The organism is Streptomyces sp. CT34 (assembly GCF_000805335.1).
Lineage (GTDB): Bacteria > Actinomycetota > Actinomycetes > Streptomycetales > Streptomycetaceae > Streptomyces.
Genome location: NZ_KN708638.1, coordinates 5590964 through 5610828, shown reverse-complemented (window position 1 = coordinate 5610828; position 19865 = coordinate 5590964). Strand labels below are relative to the sequence as shown.

Genomic DNA, 19865 nt, shown 5'->3' with positions numbered 1-19865 from the left:
CTTCCCCCCCCCCCCCCGCCGCAGCAGCCCGGACAGATCATCGGCGGGGAAGTCCGCGGCGCGCACCCAGCCAAGGGAGACCGTGGTGCACACCGCCGGGTCCTGGCCGTCGACCGGCCGGGCCAGCACCCCGTGCAGCACGGCGAGCAGATCGCCTGCAGTGCCGTGGTCGTCGAGCAGGACGGCGGCGAACTCATCGCCCCCGAGCCGCCCGGCGACCCCGCCGGGCCCGGCGTAGTGGGCCAGGCGGTCCGCGGTCGCCTTCAACAGCGCGTCCCCGGCTGTGTGCCCGAAGCGATCGTTGATCTGCTTGAAGCGGTCGACGTCGGCGAGCACCACGACCGCGCGCGGGTCCTTCAGAAGGGTCGTGGCGCGGCGGGTGAAGCCGTCGCGGGTGCGCAGCCCGGTGAGCGGGTCACGCCGGGCGGTCTTCAGGCAGCCGGTCAGCCACCACACGTGGACCGCCCACCCGGCGGCCAGCGGCAGCGCAGCGAGCAGGATCGCGGCCAGGGTGTTCATGCCGCAGCCCCCTCACCGGCGTCGCCCTCGGACGCGTCGTCGTCGATGGGGTGCAGGCGTCGGCCCTCTGCCCGCTCGGTCAGCAACAGGTCCCGCAGCACACGGGAGTTGGCGGCCGAGCAGTGCAATGTGGTGCGGATCGCCTCGGCGTTGATCGCGTCATCGCTCCAGCCGGCGGTGACCGTGCGGGCCTCGGCGAGCAGTTCCGCCGCGGTCCGCTGCCCCTTGCCAGGCTTCGACCTGCCCTTGGGCTTGCCCTTGGACTTGCCGGGGCGCTTGCGGGGCTGCTTGGGCTCCTCCTGCTCGAGCGGCACCGGGGCCTGCAGGGACGCGGGCGGGACGTCCTCGCTGACCGGGGCCAGCGCGCCCAGCTTCAACAGCACCCGCTCAGGACGCGGCGTCTTCGAGCGCCACCGCCACCCGAACCGCTGCCGCAGCTGCGCGCGGGCCAACTGCCGCTCCCGCTCACGAGCGAGCGCATCGGTATAGGAGGTGATCTCCCACAAGGTCATGCGCCGCCACAGGGCGAACGTGGACAGCGGAGCGAGCAGCCAGCGCGAGCGGCGGATCTTCTCCATCCTCCGGCCGGTCACCGCGCCGATGCGGCAGGCGTAGACGTGCGCGGCGACCTCGGACAACACCACCCACAACAGCGGCATCGTGCCGTGCGCCACCTTCGCGGACAGCGAGTGCCCGGCCGCGATATTCAGCCAGCACGTCACCCCGGTGAGCACCCAGGGCACGAACCGCACCCAGCCCAACGCCATGTCCGTGCGGATCAGCAGCAAGAACGCCGCGGTGAACACCGGGATGGCCACGTCGATACCGACCGGCAGCATCCACGGGGACGCGAACCCCCAGCGAGCCCCCGCGGCCGACACCGCCTCGAACGACGACGCCAGACCCAAACCACCGACCCCGGCCGCGAACACCGCGACCGCACCCAATAGCCACTTCTCCGGCCTGGTCAGCGGCGGAACCTTCGGCCGCGCCGTCTCGGTCGTGGTGTTCATGCCGCACCTCCCAGGCATGCGGGCCCGGGGTGCGGAGGATTGGGCAGGCCGGTCAGGTCGGCGATCTGCTCGCCGGTGACGATGTCGGCCGCGTCGATCGCGCGGGCCACGGCGCAGATCTCCGGCCACAGCCGGTCCACCTTGCGCCGCGCGATGCCGCGGACCATGCCCCAGGACTTGCCGCCCTGAGGGGTGTGGTCACGGCCGAGCCGATAGCCGAACCGCGCCAGGACGTCGATGGCCTTCTCACGGTCATGGTCGGCCGCACATCCGGCAGCCAGCTGCGGCGTCCACAGCCCGCTCGTGAGCAGGTACTGCACGTGGGCCAGCTCCCCGGCCGCGCACTGCGCCGCGTAGTGCCACGGCGAGACGTCGTGCGCCTCGGAAGCGGTCTTGCCGGTCACCGACCAGCGATCAGGGGAAGGCTGCCAGGCGATGACCTCGCTGCTCACAACGTGGACGCCGTAGGCCATGGACAGCACCGCGTGCCCGGCCTCGTGGAAGGCCAAGCCCAGCCGCACCTGCTCGTAGCTGAGCGCCATATCGAACGAAGGGCGAGGTTTGCCGGTGTGGTCCAACAAGTCCTCGTACGCAGGAGCGTTGTTCCTCATGCCGCGACCCCCTTGCGGGAGACGCGGCGACGCCGCGTGGCGCGCGGTAGCGGGACGACGTTGAACAGCTCCGGCGCGTAAGCCTCGATCGCCTCAGCGGCGACCCGACTCACCTCGTCGGGGAGAGTCGGGTTCTCGGCGAGGATGTCCCGCGCGGCATCCAGCCGGGCCGCCCGCTCCTCCTCGGTCTCGCCCTCCACCCCAAGCCACAGCTCAAGCGGCGTACCCAGGGCGAGTTCGACGAAATCACGGTCGTTCACGGCCTGATGGCCGCCAATGTAGGCGTGCATGAGAGCTCCTGAATCGGTGGGACAGGAAGCCGGGGGGCCGCAGGACTTTGGCGAGACGACGGCCGCCCCAGAAGCCCCGGCCGCGGACTGCGGCGGGGAAGCGCCCCGGGGCAGATTCGATCTGCCGCCTCACGGCTGTCCGGGGCCGCAGCGCCGAAGCGCTACGAGACGTGGGGTTGCGCTGTACCTCACGCAGGCCGGAGCCCGCGTGGCCGCCTACTTGGCCGAGGAGAGGCGGCGTGATCCCCATTCAGTTGTCAAGGAACGAACGCTTCCGACGAGCGCGGTAACCCCTGGAAGGGGCTCCCGCGGCCGCAAAGCCGCAGGACCCGCCGGACGTACATCGGCGCTGCACACCCCGCCGTCATGCGGAGCATGTATTACATGTTTGCCACCGTGCCAGACCGATTCCGCGGCGTCAACCCTCTCGGGCCTCGGTGTTGGAACCGCCGCCTCGCTCAGCGACATGACCAGCTTGGCGGCGAAGCCGCGGACGTTGGACTCCGCGCATGTACGACTTGCGCCCGACTCGATACAGTCGAAGTCGTCCCAGGACGTCCCGCATCGGGGAGGACGTGTGGCAAACGAGCGACTGCGCGGCGCCATCGTGGAGAGCGGTCTGACGTTAGATCAGATCGCCGAACGGCTCGGGGTGTCCCCGAAGACCGTCGATCGCTGGATCACAGAGCCCAAGCGCAAGCCCTACCAGCGGTTTCAATACGCCGTGGCATCGATGCTCCGGCGGGAGGTCTCCTACCTGTGGCCGGACGAGCAGACCGCCGAAGAGGTGACAGCCTCCACCGAAGCAGAGTTGGTGAAGCTGTACCCGCACCGCCACCTTATGCCGCCGGACGCCTGGACGAAGCTGTACGCCGGGGCCACGACGCACTTTGACGTGCTCGTGTACGCGGGCTTCTGGCTTACCGAGGATCCGCGCTTCCACCGACTCGTACGCGAGAAGTCGGCCGAGGGCGTACCGGTGCGGTTCCTCCTCGGCGACCCCAATAGCGCGGCCGTTGCCGTCCGCGGCGACGACGAGGGCATAGGCCCAGCCGTCGCGGCGAAGATCCGCAACGCGCTCCTGAACTACGCACCACTCTTCGGGCTACCCGGCGTGGAGTTCAGGCTCCACGACACCACGCTCTACAACTCGATCTATCGCGCCGACAACGAACTGTTAGCGAACCCACACGTCTACGGCGCGGCCGCCTACTTGGCGCCCGTACTTCACCTCCAACGCGTCCCCGGCGGCGAGCTGTTCGACACCTACGCCGAGAGCATGGAGCGCATATGGGAAGCAGCCCGCCAGATCACCTCGCCCACCGACTACGAAGGCGCTAGAACATGAGCCGCATCGACTACTTCCACGACCCCAACGCGCCCAAGGCCAACTCGGTAGTGCTAGCCGTGACAGCCGTCGTCCGCGACGAAGACGGACGCGTTCTCCTCATCCACAGGACCGACAACAACCTGTGGGCCCTACCCGGCGGCGGGCACGACATCGGCGAGAGCATCGCCCAAACCGTCGTGCGTGAGGTGGAAGAAGAGACTGGGGTAACCGTCGTAGTCGAGGAGATCGTGGGTCTCTACACAGATCCGGACCACGTCATCGCGTACGACGATGGCGAGGTCCGGCAGCAGTTCTCCATCTGCTTCCACGCCCGACCGCTCAGTGGCAGTCTGCGCACCAGCTCCGAATCCAAAGAGGTCCGCTGGGTCCCGCCGGCCGACCTCGACGAGCTCAACATCCATCCGTCCATGCGACTCCGGATCGAGCACGGCCTAGACGAGTCGCGGATCAAGCCCTACATCGGCTGACTGGATTCCCGAGCTGCGTTAAGCCGGTCTTCAACGCGTCGCACAGCCGCATGCATTTCGGGTGCAGCGCGCTGAATGAAACGACCCACGAGCGTGTCACGCCCGTACCGCGCCACGATTTCAGCGACCCGCGCCTGCGAAGTAGTGGGCTCGCCGTCCGGCGTTGTCGTCACGTCGCAGAAGATCAGCGCGTCTACGAGCGCCGGGCGCTCTAGCTCGAACTCGCTCTCCAACTGGTCACGGAGCCCACGCTCCTCCGCCTCCAACAGGGCGCATGAGTGGTGCGCCACGAGCCGCACGACTCGTTCATCCACGGCCTCCTGATCCCTCAGGAAACGGGCACCATCAAGCGGGTGGAAACCCGTCATCGCAATGCGTGGTGAGTAGCCGATGTCGTGCAGCACCGCTGCGGCCTCCATCAAGTCCGCATCCTCCCCGAGGATCGAGCGGAGGGACCGCGCGCGCTCAGCGACTCCCAGAGAATGGGACCAGCGCCGAGGCAATGGCTCGGACAGCATTGCCTCGGCAAGACCGTATGCGCGCTTCGTAATGTCCATCGTGGCCACGGCTATGAGTCCCCTTGTCCAATCGGCAGTGCCCGAACCTCGCGCCTCCGGCTCGCTCCCACGCCGATGAGCCCACGGCCTTCCAACTGCGCGATCGCGGAACGCACGGCAGTGCGGGACACGCCGAAGCGCTCGCAAAGCTCGTTCTCGGAGGGGAAGGGATCGCCGACCTTGACGCCGTCGGCTCGAAGTAGATCAGTCACCCTCTCCACGAGCGGGCGCCGGTCACCCGTCCCCACGACGTACCATCCAGCCCCTTGAACCGACTCGATGATGCCTTCCGCCTTGAGCTCCTTGAGCGCCCGGCCGATCGTGCTGCGGCCTACACCGTAGGTGCTCACCAACTCCGCCTCGGACGGCAGAGCCTCGTTGATCTTGCCTTTCTCGATCTTCTGGCGCAGAGATTCTGAGATCTGCAAGTACGTGCCTCGTGGACTGGCCTGCGGCACCTAGCCTCCCCTTCGATGATCTCGCTTGGCAGCGGCTCGCTTCTCCCAGCTTCCCACGGTGGGCCGCGGTTGCCCCAGGGCGTCGTAGGGAGTGTCCCACGTGTCCGACTGTCCGGTTAAGCCTCTCACCAGCGAAAACGACCCGGACACCCCAAAGTGACAGGTGTCCGGGGTGTCCGATTACAGACGGCTGCAACACGCTCACGTGTTGCAGCCCGTCGGCGAAGTCGACCCTAGAAGTCGTAGGCGCCGAAGGCGACTTCCGTTCTCTCTCCAACGACGCGAGCAATTGTCAAATCCTGTGGATGAGAGGGTGACTCGATGACCGGGCCGAAGATGCCTGCCCGGTTCTGGCCTTGACAGCGGTTGGGGGTGCGAGGCTGTCGTCATGTTGATCGTGATGGCAGGGCTGCCCGGTGCGGGGAAGAGTTCAGTGGCCGAGGCGTTGGGGCGGAGGCTGGCTGCTCCGGTCGTCTCTGTCGACCCGATCGAGGCAGCGATGTGGCGTGCGGGGGTGGCGCGTAACCAGCCCACCGGCCTGGCGGCGTATGTCGTGGCCGAAGCCGTGGCCGACGGTGTGCTCGCCCTTGGCCAGACTGTGATCGCCGACGCGGTCAACGCCGTGGAAGCGGCGCGGGAGCAGTGGCGGTCGCTGGGGGATCGTCATGGTGTGCCGGTGGCGTTCATCGAGGTGGTGTGTTCGGATCCGGTAGTGCACCGCCAGCGGCTCGAAGGCCGCTCCCGCGGGATCGATGGCTTCCTGGAACCGAGGTGGGAGGCGGTGGAACGGCTGCGGGAGGAGTTCGCCCCGTGGACCGATCACCGCTTGGTGCTGGACGCCGTGAACGACGTGTCGTCCAACGTGGCTGCGGCTCTTGAGTTCTTGGCGGCGGCTTCCTGACCTCTGTGGGCTTCACGGCAGGATCGTGGGCCCCATCAGGCGGCAGTGGCCTGCCCTCACTCGACCGGGACGTCTTTCTCGAACCGGGCCCCTTTCCGACCCGCGCGCCAACTCGGGCCTACTTGGTGACCATCACAGGATCATTCGGAACGTACGCCCTCCGCGTCCCCGCCCGAAAGGGGTGTAATCAGACAATCACTCCGGAGTGAGGCTACGAGCCGACGGCAGCACGGCCTCGACTGAGTGTCTAACTGCGCTACAACCGCTGCGAACTGCAGCGGACAACCACGGACACCCAGACACCTTCGCCGCAGGTCAATGGCTCCGACAGCTCTGGCCGCACGGACGGTCGAATTGCTTCGGGGCGAAGAGGCCATGGGGTCAAATCCCGCCACCCCGACTAGTGAAACACCTGATCAGGGGCCACCTACCAAGGCAGTAGGTGGCCCCTGATTCGGAGCTCTGGGCACAGAAGTGCGCGAACTGCGATGCGTCGCTGGGCCTTGGCGACCGGAGCCTATTCTGCGACGCGGGGTGCGTGTGCAAGCATGCCGCGCAAGTCCTGCGGTGGATCAGCCGCCCCGGGTCGGAGTCCGTCGCCGCTACGGATTGCAGTTGGGACCGTTGTCGGCAGTGAACCAGGTCGCCGCGAAGGGCAAGTAGCGGGAGTGCTCCTCGACGCACTCGTTGTTAGCGGCCGCCGTGTTGATTTGCCCGATCTCAACAGCGCCGTAGATCGCACCCGCAGCGCCGCAAACGGCGCCCGCAGCAGCTCCGACCCCACCTACAACCGAGCCGGGAACGGCGCAGACTGCCCCGGCCGCGGCAGCCACTGCGGCCGGGCCGCCCTGAACTGCTGGCGCCAGGACGGTCCTGGTTTCGCTACGGGTCCAGTAGAAGTCGACGTAGCCGGGACCGGATACCACGACAGGGATGGAGGGCGGAGGTGCGGCGTGGGCCGTGGGCGCCAGGCCCGCGACGCCCACACACGCGAGAACGGCAGTCACGGCTCCGCTCCTGATCCACCGCGACCTTCGGGTGGGTGCGTGCGGCTTAACTCCGGCGGAGATCGCCGGTGTGGCAGCGTGCGTCAATGACATGGGCTCCCCCGTGTTCTCTCGGAAGTAGTTGAAGCCTCACCGAAACTAGGTAGGCGGCCGAGCCACCCACAAGAGCACCGCTTTTCTGGTTTCCAGATCTGCGCATGTGGACGATCGCCAGCCGGTTCATCCTCCGGGAGAGAAGCGAGCACTACGTGCGGGACGCTGTTCTCCTGCCAGAGCCATGTGCTGCCGATGCACAGACAGCTGCAACACCCGGGGTGTTGCAGCCCGTCGGCGAAGCCGACCCTGATGCTCGCAGGTGCCGAAGGCGCCTTCCGATCTCTCTCCAACGACGCCTCGCGACACACCTCCGACACACACTGTGTCGCCGCGTGACTCTGGTCCGCCTCCGCCGCAGGTCACAGGGTATAGAGGGGTGCAATCAGACAATCACTCCGGAGCCGTGTGCGCAGGTTCGAATCCTGCCGGGGGCACTTCGAGTGAAGTGCCAGAAGACCTCGCGACCAGCGGACAGCGGTCAGCGGGGTCTTTGCGTATGTGCGGGCGGATGCCGTGCCGAGCGGTCCCAGGACAGGGCCTGCGGGCGATCCGTTGACGGGATCTTGCGGGATCTGCCCGGGTCGAGCCCCGGAATGGTGGCGGTCGATCATCGCCACCACGTTGCCCCTTATCCGGCGTCCGGGTATCCGGCGTCCGGCCATTCCTCCGGAGGCTGCGGGGCCGCCGCCCGGCGCTCCGCTCGCCGGCCGTTCTCGCCTCGCAGGGTCGTCAACCACGGCCAGAGATCCGGCAGCGGTTGGGCGGAGCAGGCGAGCCGGTGCTCGATACGGCACCGCTGGGACGGATCCGGCGGGCACACGCCGTAGACGGTCGCCCGCCCATCGGACAGCACTATCCACCGATGCTCCGCCGGCACCGTGTGAGCCAACGGCATCATGTCCGGCTCCAACAGCACCCAGTCCTGTTCCAACGTCGCCACGCGGTCCGCCGCCAGGCCGCAGTACAGGCAGCGCGGCTGCCCGCCCTCCAGCCGACGCGGGCCTCTCCGGAAACCCCCATACCGTGAGGGTCGACGGGCAGGGCCGCGATGCGAAGAGCGTGAACAGGACGGGTCACGGGATGCGGTCGTTCATCGGTGAAACGGAACGCGACGCGGCAGGTGCAACCAGCAACTGACGACCGACGGCACGCGGCCGAGACGCCACGGAGCCCCACCGGTCTGTTCGGGCTGAGGGCCACGAGTCGAGGGGTGCGTGTCGGCGGCCGTGAGGGCGGGCAGTGATCGGCGAGACACTGCGGCCGGTGCGAGCGCCGGTGCTTGCTGCCGCACGCGGGCTTTCCCGGGCTCAGCGGCTGACCGGGGCACGGGAATGTAGGGCATCCGGGGGTTCTTGGCGCTGCTGGGGATTCCCCTGCGGTTGCTGGGGCATCACAGCGGAACCGTGATGCCAGTGCAGTACAGAGGAGAAGTGATCCCGGACAGACAGGGATCTTCTCCTGTGCAAGCGACAGTTATCCCACTCACCCCTTTTTGGTCTGCGACTTTTCCCCCTGTCAGCATCGCCATCCGCCGGACGCAGCTTCGTCGGGCAGCCCGTTTCGGCAGAGCTGCGCATTCACAGATGAGGGGATTGATGCGCATTGTCCACCTACGAGCCGTCACTCCGGGGCCTCTGGGCAGCGGTCATCATGCTCGGTGCACTCATCGCCGCGATGCTCGGCACGGTCACGCTCTATACCGTGGGAGCACCCGCCTACACCTCGCTGGGTGCAGGAGGTGCCACGTTCATCGGTGTGGCCACTCTGGGATTCACCGTCAGGAAGTTCTTGACGGAGTGATCGAGTGCCGGGTTACCGAGTTACCGATGCGGCAGGTACTGGCCGCGTACCGGGGAGCGATCGCCGTCTGCGCCCGCGAGGACATCGCCGACGGCGGCGGTGGCGACGAACGCCTCGAACAGCTCGGGCGGCGGCAGGCAGTTGTGCCGGGCCTGCGTGGTGGGCGACGAGCGCGCGGTGTGGCAACACCGGGTTCTGTGGGGGTGGTTCAGGTCCCTTCGGCGGGGCCCACCGGGCCTGTCGGAGGGCCGGCAAACCGGGTCACCTCCAGGCCGTCCCGCCGCGGCATCCGGATGTCCACCAGCGCCACGTCCGGCGTCAGCCGCCGTGCCGCCTCCACCGCGGCGACGCCGTCGGCCGCCTCGGCGACGACCTGCATGTCCGGCTGGCGCTCCAACGCGCCGCATTCCGCGGTGGACCATCTCCTGGTCGGCGGCGATCAGTAGGCGAATGGTCACGGGCGGATTGTGCCGGCCGGTGGCGGAGGGACGGACGGCACGGCGGGGGCCGGGGTCAGCCGTCCAGCCGGACCGGCAGCGACTCGATGCCGTACACGATGGAGAGCTTGCGGAAGGCGAGTTCCTCCGGGGCGGCGGCGAGGCGCATGGTGGGGAAGCGGCGGACGAGGGCGGGGTAGGCGGCGCGGAGTTCCATGCGGGCGAGTTCGGCGCCGACGCAGCGGTGGATCCCGTAGCCGAACGCGAGGTGGGACGGAACGTTGCGGGAGGGGTCGAACTGCTCCATTCCGGGGCCGAGTTCGCCGTCCCGGTCGGCGCCGCTGAGGGAGCACAGGACGACGTCGCCGGCGGCGATGCGCACCCCGCCGATCTCCATGTCCTCGCGGGCGAAGCGGGGGAAGGCGACCTGGACGACGGTGAGGTAGCGGAGGAGTTCCTCGACATAGCGGTCGACCGCCTCGTCGCCGTCCTTGAGGGCGGCGAAGTGCCGCGGGTCCTGGAGGAGGACCAGGGCGCCGAGGGCCAGCATGCTGGCGGTGGTTTCGAAGCCGCCGGTCAGCACGCCGTCGGCGAGGCCGGCCAGTTCCTCGTCGGAGACCGCGTCGCCGTGCTCCTTCACGATCATGCCGAGCAGTCCGTCACCGGGGTTCTCGCGCTGCTTCTTGACGATGTCCCGGAAGTAGGAAAGGGATTCGGATATGGCGCCGAATGACGCGTTCGCGCCGCTGAAGAGGTCGAAACGGGCGGCGCTCAGCCGCTCGAAATCGGCCCGGTCCTCGTAAGGGACGCCGAGGAGTTCGCAGATGACCAGGGAGGGAATGGGCAGCGCGAAGGAGTGGACGATATCGACGGGTGTGCCGTCCCGGCCGGCCGCCTCCATGGCGTCCAGCCGCTCTTCGACGATTTCGTGGATACGGGGCGTGAGCCGGCTCAGCCGGCGCATGGTGAATTCCGGGGTGAGCAGGCGGCGGAGACGGGTGTGGACGGGCGGGTCGGCGAATCCCAGGCCGCCGGGGTTCTGTTCGGCGCCGGCGCCGGCCTTGCCCACGAGGTTGGTGAAATCGGAGCTGAAGGCATTGGCCTTGCCCAGTACCGCCTTGACCTCGTCATAGCCGGTGACGAGCCAGACATTTGCGGCTATCGGCACCGGGAGCCTGCTGATGGGCTCCTTTTCGCGGACGGCCCCGAGTTCACGGACCGGGTCCAGGCCGTCGCGCCGCAACGGCATCAGGACGGATTCGGGCAAGAAAGACATTCGAGACAGGTCGAAGCCCTTCTTCCTCGTTCTCGCCAGATACATCCGGCCGGTCCAGGCGATGATCCGGGAACGGAGGGTCGTCATGACGCTCATACTGCCTTTCGTCGCGGGGGACGGTCGCCCGCACCCGGCCGCCCCCGAGGGCCGAAACGGCGCGGGACCTCCACTCGGCGTGCACGGATGTGACATACGCCATAGCCCCTCGCGTGCGGCGTCATGGCGCAGGTCCACGACGTCGACCGGTGCGTTCGGTCGCCCGCATCAGCGTGACGAGCTCGGCCTTCTGCTATTCGTTCCGCCCGAGTTTACAAACTGCCGTTGACCTCGTTCACGGAACAACCCCGGGATACCCCGGAGGGGCCCCTGGCTCTTCCCCTAGGACGCGGGACGGAGCGCGACGGGTTGCCCGCCGCGCTCCGTATCCCGGGCGAGTTCGGTGTGCGTACCGGCCGCCGCCCGGAACGCCGTATGCGACATAACGGAAATATTGGCTGCTGGTTGCTACGTTGCCGGATATGGCAGATATGACGGCGCCCGCGTCGAAAAGGGCGGCCGGCGCGCGCCCCGGGGGCAGCACTCCCCCGTCCCCGCCGCTGCTCCCCAAAAGGCGGGGCATCGAACTGGCCCTCGTCATGGGCGCCGTACTCCTCAGCGCCTGCGGATATGTGGTCGTCGGCTTCGCCCGGGCGCATCCGGTGCCGAGCGGGGCGGCCGGCTACGGGGCGGGGCTGGGCGGGCTGGCGCTGCTGGCACACCTGGCGGTGCGGCTGCGCGCCCCGTACGCCGATCCGCTGCTGCTGCCGACCGCCGTTCTGCTCAACGGACTCGGGCTGGTGCTGATCTTCCGGCTCGACCTGGAGACGCCCACCGACCCGGCCGCGCCCGCGCAACTCGTCTGGTCCACCGCCGGCGTCGGGCTGTTCATCGCGGTGGTGGTGCTGCTGCGCGACCACCGCACGCTCCAGCGGTACGCCGACCGGTGCGCCGCGCTGGCGCTGCTGCTGATGGTGGTGCCGATTTTCTTTCCCGCGGTCAATGGCGCCCGGATCTGGATCCGGGCCGCCGGATTTTCCATTCAGCCCGGCGAGTTCGCCAAGGTACTGATCACGGTTTTCTTCGCGGCATATCTCGCGGCGAACCGTAATGCGCTGGCGCATACCGGGCAGTCCGTGGGGCGATTGCGGCTGCCGGCCGGGCGGGTACTGGGACCGGTGGTCACGATTTGGCTGATGAGTGTCGGGGTGCTGGTACTGGAACGGGATTTGGGCACCTCGCTGCTTTTCTTCGGGATTTTCGTGGTGCTGCTGTACGTCGCCACCGGGCGGACCGGGTGGCTCGCGGTCGGGGTGCTGCTGGCGGCGGTGGGCGCTGCGGCCGTCGGCAGGCTGGAGCCGCATGTGCACGGGCGCGTACGGGACTGGCTGCATCCGTTCGCCGGGATCGCGGCGGGCCGCGGGCCGGGCCAACTGGCGCAGTCGCTGTTCGCGTTCGCCGCGGGCGGGATGTTCGGGACCGGCCTCGGGCAGGGGCATTCGTATCTCATCGGGTTCGCGCAGAAGTCGGACTTCATCCTGGCGACCTGGGGCGAGGAGCTGGGCCTGGCCGGGCTCACCGCGCTGCTGGTGCTGTACGCGCTGCTGGTGGGCCGCGGTTACCAGGCGGCGCTCGGGCTGCGCGACCCGTTCGGCAGTCTGCTGGCCGTCGGGCTGGCGGCGCTGCCCGCCCTCCAGGTCTTCGTGATCGCGGGCGGGGTGACCGGGCTGATTCCGCTGACCGGGATGGCGCTGCCGTTCCTGGCGCAGGGCGGGTCGTCGGTGGTGACCAACTGGATCATCGTCGCGCTGCTGGTGCGGATCAGCGACCGGGCGCGCGGGCCGCGACCGGCCCCGGACCGGGCGGCGCCCGGCGCCCCGGGAGGCGCCCGGTGACCCGCGCCATCCGGCGCACCGCCGCCTTCTCCTTCCTGCTGCTGGTGGCGCTGCTGGTCAACGCCGTCCGGGTACAGCTCCTCGAAGCCGACGGCTACGACGCCAACCCGGCCAACCGGCGGGCCGGCATCGTCCGTTACGCCCAGCCGCGGGGCACCGTGGACGTCGGCGGCAGCCCGGTCACCGGCTCCCGGGACAGCGGCGGGCGGCTGCGGTACGAGCGCACGTACACCGAGGGGCCGCTGTACGCGCCGGTCACCGGCTTCTCCTCGCAGCTCTACGGCACCTCGCTGATCGAGCGCGCCGAGGACGGCATCCTCGCCGGCACCGACCGCCGGCTCTCGCTCTTCCCCTGGTGGGGCCGGCTGACCGGTGCGCTCCGGCCGGGCGGCCGGGTCGAGACCACCATCAACCCGGCGATGCAGCGCGCCGCGTACCGCGGGCTGGACGGCAGGAAGGGCGCCGTGGCAGCGGTGGAGCCGCGGACCGGGCGGGTGCTGGCGCTGGTGAGCAGCCCCTCGTACGACCCCAACGAGCTGTCCGGCAACGGTACTTCGGTCTCCGACGCGTGGCGGCGGCTGAACCGGGCGGAGCAGCAGCCGATGCTCAACCGGGCGCTGCGGCAGACCTATCCGCCCGGCTCCGTCTTCAAGGTCGTCACCGCGACGGCCGCACTGGAGAGCGGCCGGGTGCGGGACATCGACGCCCCGCTGGACATCCCCGACCCGTACACCCTGCCGGGCACCCGCACCTCGCTCGGCAATCCGGCGCCGGGCTGCGAACACGCCGGCCTCGAGGAGGCGTTCCGGCTCTCCTGCAACACCGTCTTCGCGCGGCTGGGCGTGGACGTCGGGCTGCGGGAGATGGCCGCCACGGCGGAGCGGTTCGGGTTCAACGACCGCGGGCTGCGGATCCCCTCGGCCGTCGTGCCGAGCACCTTCGACACCCGGATGGATCCGGCGCAGCTGGCGCTCTCCTCCATCGGGCAGTACGACACCGCCGCCACCCCGCTCCAGATGGCGATGGTCGCGGCGGCGGTCGCCAACGACGGCCAGCTGACGCCGCCGCACCTCGTCGACAAGGTGACCGACGCGGGCGGGGTGCTGGTCGCCCCCGGCGCGCGCCGCCCCACCCGGCCGGTGATGAACCCGGCCACCGCCGAGCAGCTCCAGGAGATGATGACCGACGTCGTGGCGCACGGCAGCGGCCGGCCGGCGGCGATCGACGGGTTCACGGTGGGCGGCAAGACGGGGACCGCGCAGCACGGGGAGCGCAACGAGGGCACGCCGTATGCCTGGTTCATCTCCTGGGTGCGCGACAAGGAGAACCATGAGCCGCTGGCCGCGGTCGCGGTGGTCGTGGAGGACGCGGAGGCCGAGCGCGAGGACATCAGCGGGGGCGGCAGCGCCGGGCCGATCGCACGGGCGGTGATGGCGGCCGGGCTGCGGTGAGGGTGCCGCGGAGAGGGGAGACGGGAGCCGGGGAGACGGGATTCGGGGAGCGCAGCCGCCCGGCCCGGCCCCCTCGCTCCCGTACTCCCCGACTCCCCCGCCACAATGGCCGTATGGCTTCCCAGGAGATCCCGTCCGCGTCCGCCGCGGCGCCCCCGACGCTGTCGCTCGCCGAGGTCGAGGCGCTGGCCCGGCGCGCGCACGCGGGGCAGACCGACAAGGCCGGCCGCCCCTACGCCGAGCATCTGGCCGCGGTCGCGGCGGGCGTACGGGAGCGCGGCGGCAGCGCCGAGCAGATCGCGGCGGCCTGGCTGCACGACGCGGTCGAGGACGACGCGCTGAGCGAGGAATGGCTCGATCAGGCGGCGCTCGCTCCGGCGACCAGGGCGATGGTGCGGGCCGTCACCAAGCGGGCCGGCGAGCCGGTCGAGGAGTACACCGCCCGGATCCTCGCCACGCCCGGCGCACTCCTGGTCAAGGAGGCCGATCTCGCGCACAACGCCGATCCGGTGCGGCTGGCCGTCCTGGACGCGCCGACCCGGGAGCGGCTGCGTGCCAAGTACGCCCGGGTACGGGCCCTGTTGGGCCTGGCCTGAATCGCCGCCGTATTCCGCCTGCCGCCTGCCCCGGATGCCGCCGCCGGATTCCACCCACCGGACGCCCGCACGGAAAGCTGCCGTACGCAGCTAGTCTGCCGCGATGACTCCTCCGCAGACTTCGCAGCCGCGGTCCCCAAGTCCTCACGCGGGCCGGGTGATCGCCGCGCTGGACGGCGTCGGTGTCCGCCGCTACACCACCGGCCAGATCATCCTCGACGGCATCGACTGGACCGTGCGGTCCGGTGAGCACTGGGCGCTGCTCGGCGCCAACGGCGCCGGCAAGACCACCGTGCTGCGCCTCATCGGTGCCCTGATGTTCCCGACCGTGGGCACCGTCGAGGTGCTCGGCCACCGGCTCGGCGCGGTGGACGTACGGGAACTGCGGGCCGTCATCGGGCTGGTCTCCGGTGCGCAGAAGGTCCCCCAGGACGCCACCGGGCACACCGTGGTGCTGACCGGCGCGACCGGTACGGTCCAGCCGCTGTGGCGCAAGTACGACGCGGCGACCCGCGAGCGCGCCCACCGGCTGCTGGCCGAACTGGACTGCAAGGAGCTGGCGGACCGCCCGTTCGGCGTCTGCTCGGGCGGCCAGCGGGCCCGGATCCTGATCGCCCGCGCGCTGATGGCCGACCCCTCGCTGCTGCTGCTCGACGAGCCCTTCAACGCGCTCGACCTGCCCTCCCGCGAGGACCTGATCGACGCGCTGCACCGACTCGCCCTGGACCGGCCCGAGTTGGCGACGGTGACCGTCACCCACCACCTGGAGGAGCTGTCCCCGGCCATCGGCCACGCCGTACTGCTGCGCGACGGGCGGGTGCAGGCGCGCGGCCCGGTCGCGGAGGTGCTGACCGGCGAGCGGATGACGGCCTGCTTCGGGCGGCCGATCGAGGTGTCCCGGTACGAGGGGCGCTGGCTGGCGCGGTCGGGCCGGAACTAGGGTCTGTCCGATGGGCCAGGCCCTGGCCCTGGCCCTGGGATTCCAGGGGGGGTTGCGGTGGCGCCGCCGGCGCGGTCCGGCAGGATACCTACCGGCGCGTCCACTTCTCTCTTCTCGCCACGGGGGCCACCGATGACCGCGACGTCCACCGCCACTTCCGCATTCCGTGCCGCGTACGGGCAGGCCATGGCACTCTGGCCGGTCCCGGTCGAACGGCTGGAGGTCGGCGGGGAGTTCGGCACCACCCGCGTCAACGCCTGCGGGCCGGCCGGCGGACCGCCGCTGGTGCTGCTCTCCGGCGGCGGTGTCACCTCGGCCGCCTGGTACGCGCATGCCGCCGGGTTCGGGCGGACGCACCGGGTGTACGCCGTGGACCTCATGGGCGCGCCGGGGCTGAGCGTGCCCGCGGGGCGGGCGCTGCGCACCCCGGACGACCTGATGGCCTGGCTGGACACCGTGCTGGACGGCCTCGGGCTGAACTCGGCGGCGCTGCTGGGGCATTCGTACGGGGGCTGGATCGCGCTGCGGTACGCGGTGCACGCACCGGAGCTGGTGGCGCGGCTGGTGTTGCTCGACCCGACGCAGTGCTTCGCGGGCTACCGGGCGTCGTATCTGCTGCGGGCCGCGCCGCTGTTCCTGCGGCCCGGTGAGGCGAGCACCCGGCGGTTCCTGGCGTGGGAGACCCGGGGCGGCCGGCCGGTCGCGCCCGAGCTGGTGCGGCTGATGGGGCTGGGCGCCCGGGACTTCCGGGGTGCGAAGGCGGTCACCGGGCCGCGGCCGGACGTGGCGCGGCTGGGCAGCGCCGCCCCGCCGGCGCTGGTGCTGCTGGCGGGGCGCAGCAGGGCGCACGATCCGCGGCGGGTCGCCGCGCAGGCGGAGCGGACGCTGGCCGGCGCGCGGATCGAGACCCTGGCGGGGGTCGGGCACCACGCGATGCCGGAGAGCGAGGTGACCGAGCTCGACCGCCTCGTCACCGGGTTCCTGGCGGAGTGAGCGCACAACCCCGCGCCCCGCTCCGGCAGTTCCCGGGGGCAGCCCCGGCAACGGCGCGCGCGATGGCCCCGCTCACTCCGCGGACGCGCCCTCGGCGATGGCGTCCGCGACCTCCGCCGTACGGGCCGCCTCCTCGGCGGCGAACCGTTCCGCGTCCAGCTTCTCCGCCACCTCCTCGTCCTGGGTCATCAGCAGATCGAGGTTGGCGTCGCCCATCTCGAAGACGCCCATGTCCAGATACGCGCGCTGGAGGCGTTCGCCCCACAGGCCGATGTCCTTGACGCACGGCACGATCCGGCTGAACAGCAGCTTCCGGAAGAGGTGCAGGAATTCGGAGCGCTCGGTGAACTCGGCGGCCTCCTTGCGCGGGATGCCGTAGTTCTCCAGGACCTCCACACCGCGCAGTCGGTCGCGCATCAGGTAGCAGCCCTCGATGACGAACTCCTCGCGTTCGCGGAGTTCGGCGTCGGTGAGCTGCCGGTAGTAGTCCCGCAGCGCCATCCGGCCGAAGGCGACATGGCGCGCCTCGTCCTGCATGACGTAGGCCAGGATCTGCTTGGGCAGCGGCTTGTCGGTGGTGTCGCGGATCATGCCGAAGGCGGCCAGCGCCAGCCCCTCGATCAGTACCTGCATGCCCAGGTAGGGCATGTCCCAGCGGGAGTCCTTGAGGGTGTCGGCGAGCAGCGCCTGGAGGTTGTCGTTGATCGGGTAGAGCATCCCGATCTTCTCGTGGAGGAAGCGGCCGTAGATCTCGGCGTGCCGGGCCTCGTCCATGGTCTGGGTGGCGGAGTAGAACTTCGCGTCGAGGTCCGGGACGGACTCCACGATCCGCGCGGCGCACACCATCGCACCCTGCTCGCCGTGCAGGAACTGGCTGAACTGCCAGGCGGCGTAGTGCCGGCGGAGATCGCCGCGGTCCTTCTCCGTCATCCGGTCCCAGTACGGGGTGCCGTACAGCGACATCGCCTCGTCGGGGGTGCCGAGCGGGTCCTCGGGGTCGACCTCCAGGTCCCAGTCGATCCGCAGGGTGGCGTCCCACTGCTTGTCCTTGCCCTTCTGGTAGAGGGCGAGCAGCCGGTCGCGGCCGTCGTCGTAATCCCAGGTGAACCGGGCCGCACCGGCGGCCGGCACGGCCCACGGGGAGTCTCCTGGGTCCTGCGTGTACAGCTCTCGGGTCGACACCGATGTCTCCTCCCACCCCGCCGAACGCCATTCATGGGCGGATGATTGGCAGGCTCACACGCCTCTTACTCGGGGGTCAATAAGTCGTGCGGAAGGGATTGACGTCCTTGCTGACAAGCAGTCTCATAAGAGGCGACCGCATGTGACCGCGGGTAACCCACGAGCGAGGTGTAGCCAGAGCCATGACGAGCGCGCCCACCGCAATGACCCTGACGGATACCGAAGTCCTGCGGGACGCCCTCGGGCTGCTGAAGGACCGGGAGCAGGTCGCCGAGCGCCTGCTCGACTCCTCCGCCCGGCACTCCTTCGATCCGGACACCGAACTCGACTGGGACGCGCCCCTCGAAGAGGGCAAGTGGTTCTGGCCGCCGGAGCTGGTCTCGCTCTACGGCACCCCGATGTGGAAACGGATGTCGCCGGAGCAGCAGCGGGACCTCTCCCGGCACGAGGCCGCCTCGCTCGCCTCCCTGGGCATCTGGTTCGAGATCATCCTGATGCAGCTGCTGGTACGACACATCTACGACAAGCCGGTGACCAGCGCCCATGTCCGCTACGCGCTCACCGAGATAGCCGACGAGTGCCGGCACTCCAAGATGTTCGCCCGCATGATCCAGAAGGGCGGCGCGCCGGCGTACCCGGTCTCCCGGCTCAACCACAACCTCGCCCGGATCCTCAAGTCCGTCTCCACCACGCCCGGTTCGTTCGCCTGCACCCTGCTCGGCGAGGAGATACTGGACTGGATGCAGCGGCTGACGTTCCCGGACGAGCGGGTGCAGACGCTGGTGCGCGGGGTGACCCGGATCCATGTCGTCGAGGAGGCCCGGCACGTCCGCTACGCCCGCGAGGAGCTGCGCCGCCAGATGGTCACCGCGCCGCGCTGGGAACGGGAGTTGACCCGGATCAGCTCCGGCGAGGCGGCCCGGGTCTTCTCCCTCGCCTTCGTCAACCCGGACGTCTACACCAACGTCGGTCTGGACCGGCGCGCGGCGATCGCCCAGGTCAGGGCCAGCGGCCACCGCCGCGAGGTGATGCAGAACGGCGCCCGGCGGCTGACCGACTTCCTCGACGAGATCGGCGTGCTGCGCGGCCCCGGCCGCCGGCTGTGGCGCAGCTCGGGCCTGTTGGCGTGAAAGCCCGATTGCCCCGGATACGTCCCGAGCACCTGTACGGCCCGGAACCCCCGGCGGTTACGCTGCTGTTCATGAACGGCAGCGGCACCGCCCCAGCAGTACCCCGACCCGCCTACCGCAGGCTGAGCGTGGAGCAGCGCCGCAGCCAGCTGCTGGCCGCGGCGCTCGGCCTGTTCGCCCAGCGCGCGCCCGAGGACGTCTCGCTGGACGATGTCGCCACCGCCGCCGAGGTCTCCCGGCCGCTGGTCTACCGCTACTTCCCGGGCGGCAAGCAGCAGTTGTACGAAGCGGCGCTGCGCAGCGCGGCCGACGAGCTGGAGCAGTGCTTCGCGGAGCCGGAGAGCGGGCCGCTCACCCAGCGGCTGGGCCATGCGCTGGACCGCTACCTGGCGTTCGTCGACCAGCACGACGCCGGGTTCAGCGCGCTCCTCCAGGGCGGCAGCGTCGCGGAGACCTCCCGGACGTCCGCGATCGTGGACGAGGTGCGGCGCGCCGCGGCCGGGCAGATCCTACGGCACCTGGGCGAGCCGGAGCCGGGTCCGCGGCTGCGGATGACCGTCCGGATGTGGATCACCGCGGTGGAGGCCGCCTCGCTGATCTGGCTCGACGAGGACAAGCAGCCGGCGCTCGACGAGCTGCGCGACTGGCTGGTGGACCACTTCGTCGCGCTGCTGACGGCGACCGCGGCCCGCGACCCGCAGACCGCGCGGGTGACGGCGGCGGCGCTGCGGCTGGAGACCGCCCAGGGCCCGGCCGGTGATCTGGCGCGCCGGGTCCTGCCCCTCGTCAGCGAGGCAGGACACCTGCTGTGACCTGCGGCTTTATCACACCGGCCGGTGGACGCGCCCGGGCGGGCCAG

20 protein-coding genes and 1 pseudogene are annotated in these 19865 nt (G+C 70.1%); 11 read left to right on the top strand and 10 right to left on the bottom strand.

The features are described 5' to 3' along the window. The 4 genes from RZ84_RS24590 to RZ84_RS24575 all read right to left on the bottom strand — a co-directional run. The coding region (locus RZ84_RS24590; protein WP_241777843.1) for a GGDEF domain-containing protein at positions 1 to 519 on the bottom strand (519 nt) is incomplete at its 3' end. After that, complete coding sequence (locus tag RZ84_RS24585) at positions 516 to 1532, bottom strand: DUF2637 domain-containing protein (protein ID WP_043266110.1); 1017 nt, start codon at positions 1530 to 1532, stop codon at positions 516 to 518. The genes RZ84_RS24590 and RZ84_RS24585, both read right to left, overlap by 4 nt. Next, entirely contained in the window at positions 1529 to 2143 is a 615-nt protein-coding gene (locus RZ84_RS24580) for a hypothetical protein (RefSeq protein ID WP_043266109.1), read from the bottom strand. Before RZ84_RS24580 ends, RZ84_RS24585 begins: the two co-directional genes overlap by 4 nt. Next, on the bottom strand, positions 2140 to 2433 hold the full coding sequence (locus RZ84_RS24575) for a hypothetical protein (protein WP_043266108.1): 294 nt from the start codon (positions 2431 to 2433) through the stop codon (positions 2140 to 2142). Before RZ84_RS24575 ends, RZ84_RS24580 begins: the two co-directional genes overlap by 4 nt. A 577-nt stretch (positions 2434 to 3010) precedes the next feature. Here RZ84_RS24575 and RZ84_RS24570 point away from each other — a divergent pair. Both RZ84_RS24570 and RZ84_RS24565 read left to right on the top strand, forming a co-directional pair. After that, positions 3011 to 3781 (top strand): helix-turn-helix domain-containing protein, encoded by a 771-nt coding sequence (locus RZ84_RS24570; RefSeq protein WP_043266107.1) that lies wholly within the window; start codon positions 3011 to 3013, stop codon positions 3779 to 3781. Next, positions 3778 to 4251 carry an NUDIX hydrolase gene (locus tag RZ84_RS24565; RefSeq protein WP_043266106.1) on the top strand — a complete coding sequence of 158 codons (474 nt, stop codon included), beginning with the start codon at positions 3778 to 3780 and terminating at the stop codon, positions 4249 to 4251. Before RZ84_RS24570 ends, RZ84_RS24565 begins: the two co-directional genes overlap by 4 nt. Here the strand turns inward: RZ84_RS24565 and RZ84_RS24560 are convergent. Next, on the bottom strand, positions 4239 to 4808 hold the full coding sequence (locus tag RZ84_RS24560) for an HD domain-containing protein (RefSeq protein ID WP_198540161.1): 570 nt from the start codon (positions 4806 to 4808) through the stop codon (positions 4239 to 4241). The two genes, RZ84_RS24565 and RZ84_RS24560, sit on opposite strands and share 13 nt — an antisense overlap. A gap of 11 nt (positions 4809 to 4819) precedes the next feature. Continuing rightward, a complete protein-coding gene (locus RZ84_RS24555) occupies positions 4820 to 5266 on the bottom strand; it encodes a GntR family transcriptional regulator (protein WP_043266104.1) in 447 nt (148 codons plus the stop codon). 388 nt (positions 5267 to 5654) lie between these two features. Between RZ84_RS24555 and RZ84_RS24550 the strand changes: the two genes are divergently transcribed. Beyond that, positions 5655 to 6167, top strand: a complete 513-nt coding sequence (locus RZ84_RS24550; RefSeq protein WP_043266103.1) for a P-loop nucleotide/nucleoside kinase family protein — start codon at positions 5655 to 5657, stop codon at positions 6165 to 6167. Positions 6168 to 7898: 1731 nt separating this feature from the next. Here RZ84_RS24550 and RZ84_RS24545 read toward each other — a convergent pair. Continuing rightward, positions 7899 to 8261 carry a DUF6083 domain-containing protein gene (locus RZ84_RS24545; protein WP_063772700.1) on the bottom strand — a complete coding sequence of 121 codons (363 nt, stop codon included), beginning with the start codon at positions 8259 to 8261 and terminating at the stop codon, positions 7899 to 7901. Between the two features lie 659 nt (positions 8262 to 8920). On the opposite strand from RZ84_RS24545, the gene RZ84_RS24540 reads away from it, so the two are divergent. Next, on the top strand, positions 8921 to 9070 hold the full coding sequence (locus tag RZ84_RS24540; protein WP_157878892.1) for a hypothetical protein: 150 nt from the start codon (positions 8921 to 8923) through the stop codon (positions 9068 to 9070). 256 nt (positions 9071 to 9326) lie between these two features. Here RZ84_RS24540 and RZ84_RS24535 read toward each other — a convergent pair. Both RZ84_RS24535 and RZ84_RS24530 read right to left on the bottom strand, forming a co-directional pair. Beyond that, positions 9327 to 9528 (bottom strand): annotated as a pseudogene (locus tag RZ84_RS24535) (response regulator transcription factor); the annotation flags it as partial. Positions 9529 to 9583: 55 nt separating this feature from the next. Beyond that, the gene (locus RZ84_RS24530) at positions 9584 to 10879 is read right to left on the bottom strand and encodes a cytochrome P450 (protein WP_198540048.1); all 1296 of its coding nucleotides are present in this window, start codon (positions 10877 to 10879) and stop codon (positions 9584 to 9586) included. A gap of 422 nt (positions 10880 to 11301) precedes the next feature. On the opposite strand from RZ84_RS24530, the gene RZ84_RS24525 reads away from it, so the two are divergent. The 5 genes from RZ84_RS24525 (at position 11302) to RZ84_RS24505 (ending at position 16694) form a co-directional block, all read left to right on the top strand. Beyond that, on the top strand, positions 11302 to 12714 hold the full coding sequence (locus tag RZ84_RS24525; protein ID WP_241777842.1) for an FtsW/RodA/SpoVE family cell cycle protein: 1413 nt from the start codon (positions 11302 to 11304) through the stop codon (positions 12712 to 12714). Next, entirely contained in the window at positions 12711 to 14165 is a 1455-nt protein-coding gene (locus RZ84_RS24520) for a penicillin-binding transpeptidase domain-containing protein (protein ID WP_043266099.1), read from the top strand. Before RZ84_RS24525 ends, RZ84_RS24520 begins: the two co-directional genes overlap by 4 nt. Positions 14166 to 14278: 113 nt before the next feature. After that, positions 14279 to 14761: an HD domain-containing protein gene (locus tag RZ84_RS24515; RefSeq protein WP_052230146.1), complete on the top strand. Its 483-nt coding sequence runs from the start codon at positions 14279 to 14281 to the stop codon at positions 14759 to 14761. Between the two features lie 103 nt (positions 14762 to 14864). Further along, positions 14865 to 15701 (top strand): ABC transporter ATP-binding protein, encoded by an 837-nt coding sequence (locus RZ84_RS24510; protein ID WP_052230145.1) that lies wholly within the window; start codon positions 14865 to 14867, stop codon positions 15699 to 15701. Between the two features lie 132 nt (positions 15702 to 15833). Then, positions 15834 to 16694: an alpha/beta fold hydrolase gene (locus RZ84_RS24505; RefSeq protein WP_043266097.1), complete on the top strand. Its 861-nt coding sequence runs from the start codon at positions 15834 to 15836 to the stop codon at positions 16692 to 16694. Positions 16695 to 16766: 72 nt separating this feature from the next. Here the strand turns inward: RZ84_RS24505 and RZ84_RS24500 are convergent, their stop codons facing one another. Next, on the bottom strand, positions 16767 to 17876 hold the full coding sequence (locus RZ84_RS24500) for a ferritin-like domain-containing protein (protein WP_043266096.1): 1110 nt from the start codon (positions 17874 to 17876) through the stop codon (positions 16767 to 16769). Between the two features lie 203 nt (positions 17877 to 18079). On the opposite strand from RZ84_RS24500, the gene RZ84_RS24495 reads away from it, so the two are divergent. Both RZ84_RS24495 and RZ84_RS24490 read left to right on the top strand, forming a co-directional pair. Further along, the gene (locus RZ84_RS24495; RefSeq protein ID WP_043266095.1) at positions 18080 to 19006 is read left to right on the top strand and encodes an AurF N-oxygenase family protein; all 927 of its coding nucleotides are present in this window, start codon (positions 18080 to 18082) and stop codon (positions 19004 to 19006) included. Positions 19007 to 19077: 71 nt separating this feature from the next. After that, the gene (locus tag RZ84_RS24490) at positions 19078 to 19818 is read left to right on the top strand and encodes a TetR/AcrR family transcriptional regulator (protein WP_198540047.1); all 741 of its coding nucleotides are present in this window, start codon (positions 19078 to 19080) and stop codon (positions 19816 to 19818) included. The last annotated feature ends 47 nt before the right edge of the window (positions 19819 to 19865 follow it).

Excerpts from the sequence above, each read along its gene's own strand:
- RZ84_RS24490 (WP_198540047.1), top strand. The coding sequence starts at position 19,078 with ATGAACGGCAGCGGCACCGCCCCAGCAGTACCCCGACCCGCCTACCGC.
- RZ84_RS24580 (WP_043266109.1), bottom strand. The coding sequence starts at position 2,143 with ATGAGGAACAACGCTCCTGCGTACGAGGACTTGTTGGACCACACCGGC.
- RZ84_RS24495 (WP_043266095.1), top strand. The coding sequence starts at position 18,080 with ATGACCCTGACGGATACCGAAGTCCTGCGGGACGCCCTCGGGCTGCTG.
- RZ84_RS24525 (WP_241777842.1), top strand. The coding sequence starts at position 11,302 with ATGGCAGATATGACGGCGCCCGCGTCGAAAAGGGCGGCCGGCGCGCGC.
- RZ84_RS24565 (WP_043266106.1), top strand. The coding sequence starts at position 3,778 with ATGAGCCGCATCGACTACTTCCACGACCCCAACGCGCCCAAGGCCAAC.
- RZ84_RS24560 (WP_198540161.1), bottom strand. The coding sequence starts at position 4,808 with ATGGACATTACGAAGCGCGCATACGGTCTTGCCGAGGCAATGCTGTCC.
- RZ84_RS24530 (WP_198540048.1), bottom strand. The coding sequence starts at position 10,879 with ATGAGCGTCATGACGACCCTCCGTTCCCGGATCATCGCCTGGACCGGC.
- RZ84_RS24510 (WP_052230145.1), top strand. The coding sequence starts at position 14,865 with ATGACTCCTCCGCAGACTTCGCAGCCGCGGTCCCCAAGTCCTCACGCG.
- RZ84_RS24505 (WP_043266097.1), top strand. The coding sequence starts at position 15,834 with ATGACCGCGACGTCCACCGCCACTTCCGCATTCCGTGCCGCGTACGGG.
- RZ84_RS24540 (WP_157878892.1), top strand. The coding sequence starts at position 8,921 with ATGCTCGGTGCACTCATCGCCGCGATGCTCGGCACGGTCACGCTCTAT.
- RZ84_RS24585 (WP_043266110.1), bottom strand. The coding sequence starts at position 1,532 with ATGAACACCACGACCGAGACGGCGCGGCCGAAGGTTCCGCCGCTGACC.
- RZ84_RS24575 (WP_043266108.1), bottom strand. The coding sequence starts at position 2,433 with ATGCACGCCTACATTGGCGGCCATCAGGCCGTGAACGACCGTGATTTC.
- RZ84_RS24550 (WP_043266103.1), top strand. The coding sequence starts at position 5,655 with ATGTTGATCGTGATGGCAGGGCTGCCCGGTGCGGGGAAGAGTTCAGTG.
- RZ84_RS24515 (WP_052230146.1), top strand. The coding sequence starts at position 14,279 with ATGGCTTCCCAGGAGATCCCGTCCGCGTCCGCCGCGGCGCCCCCGACG.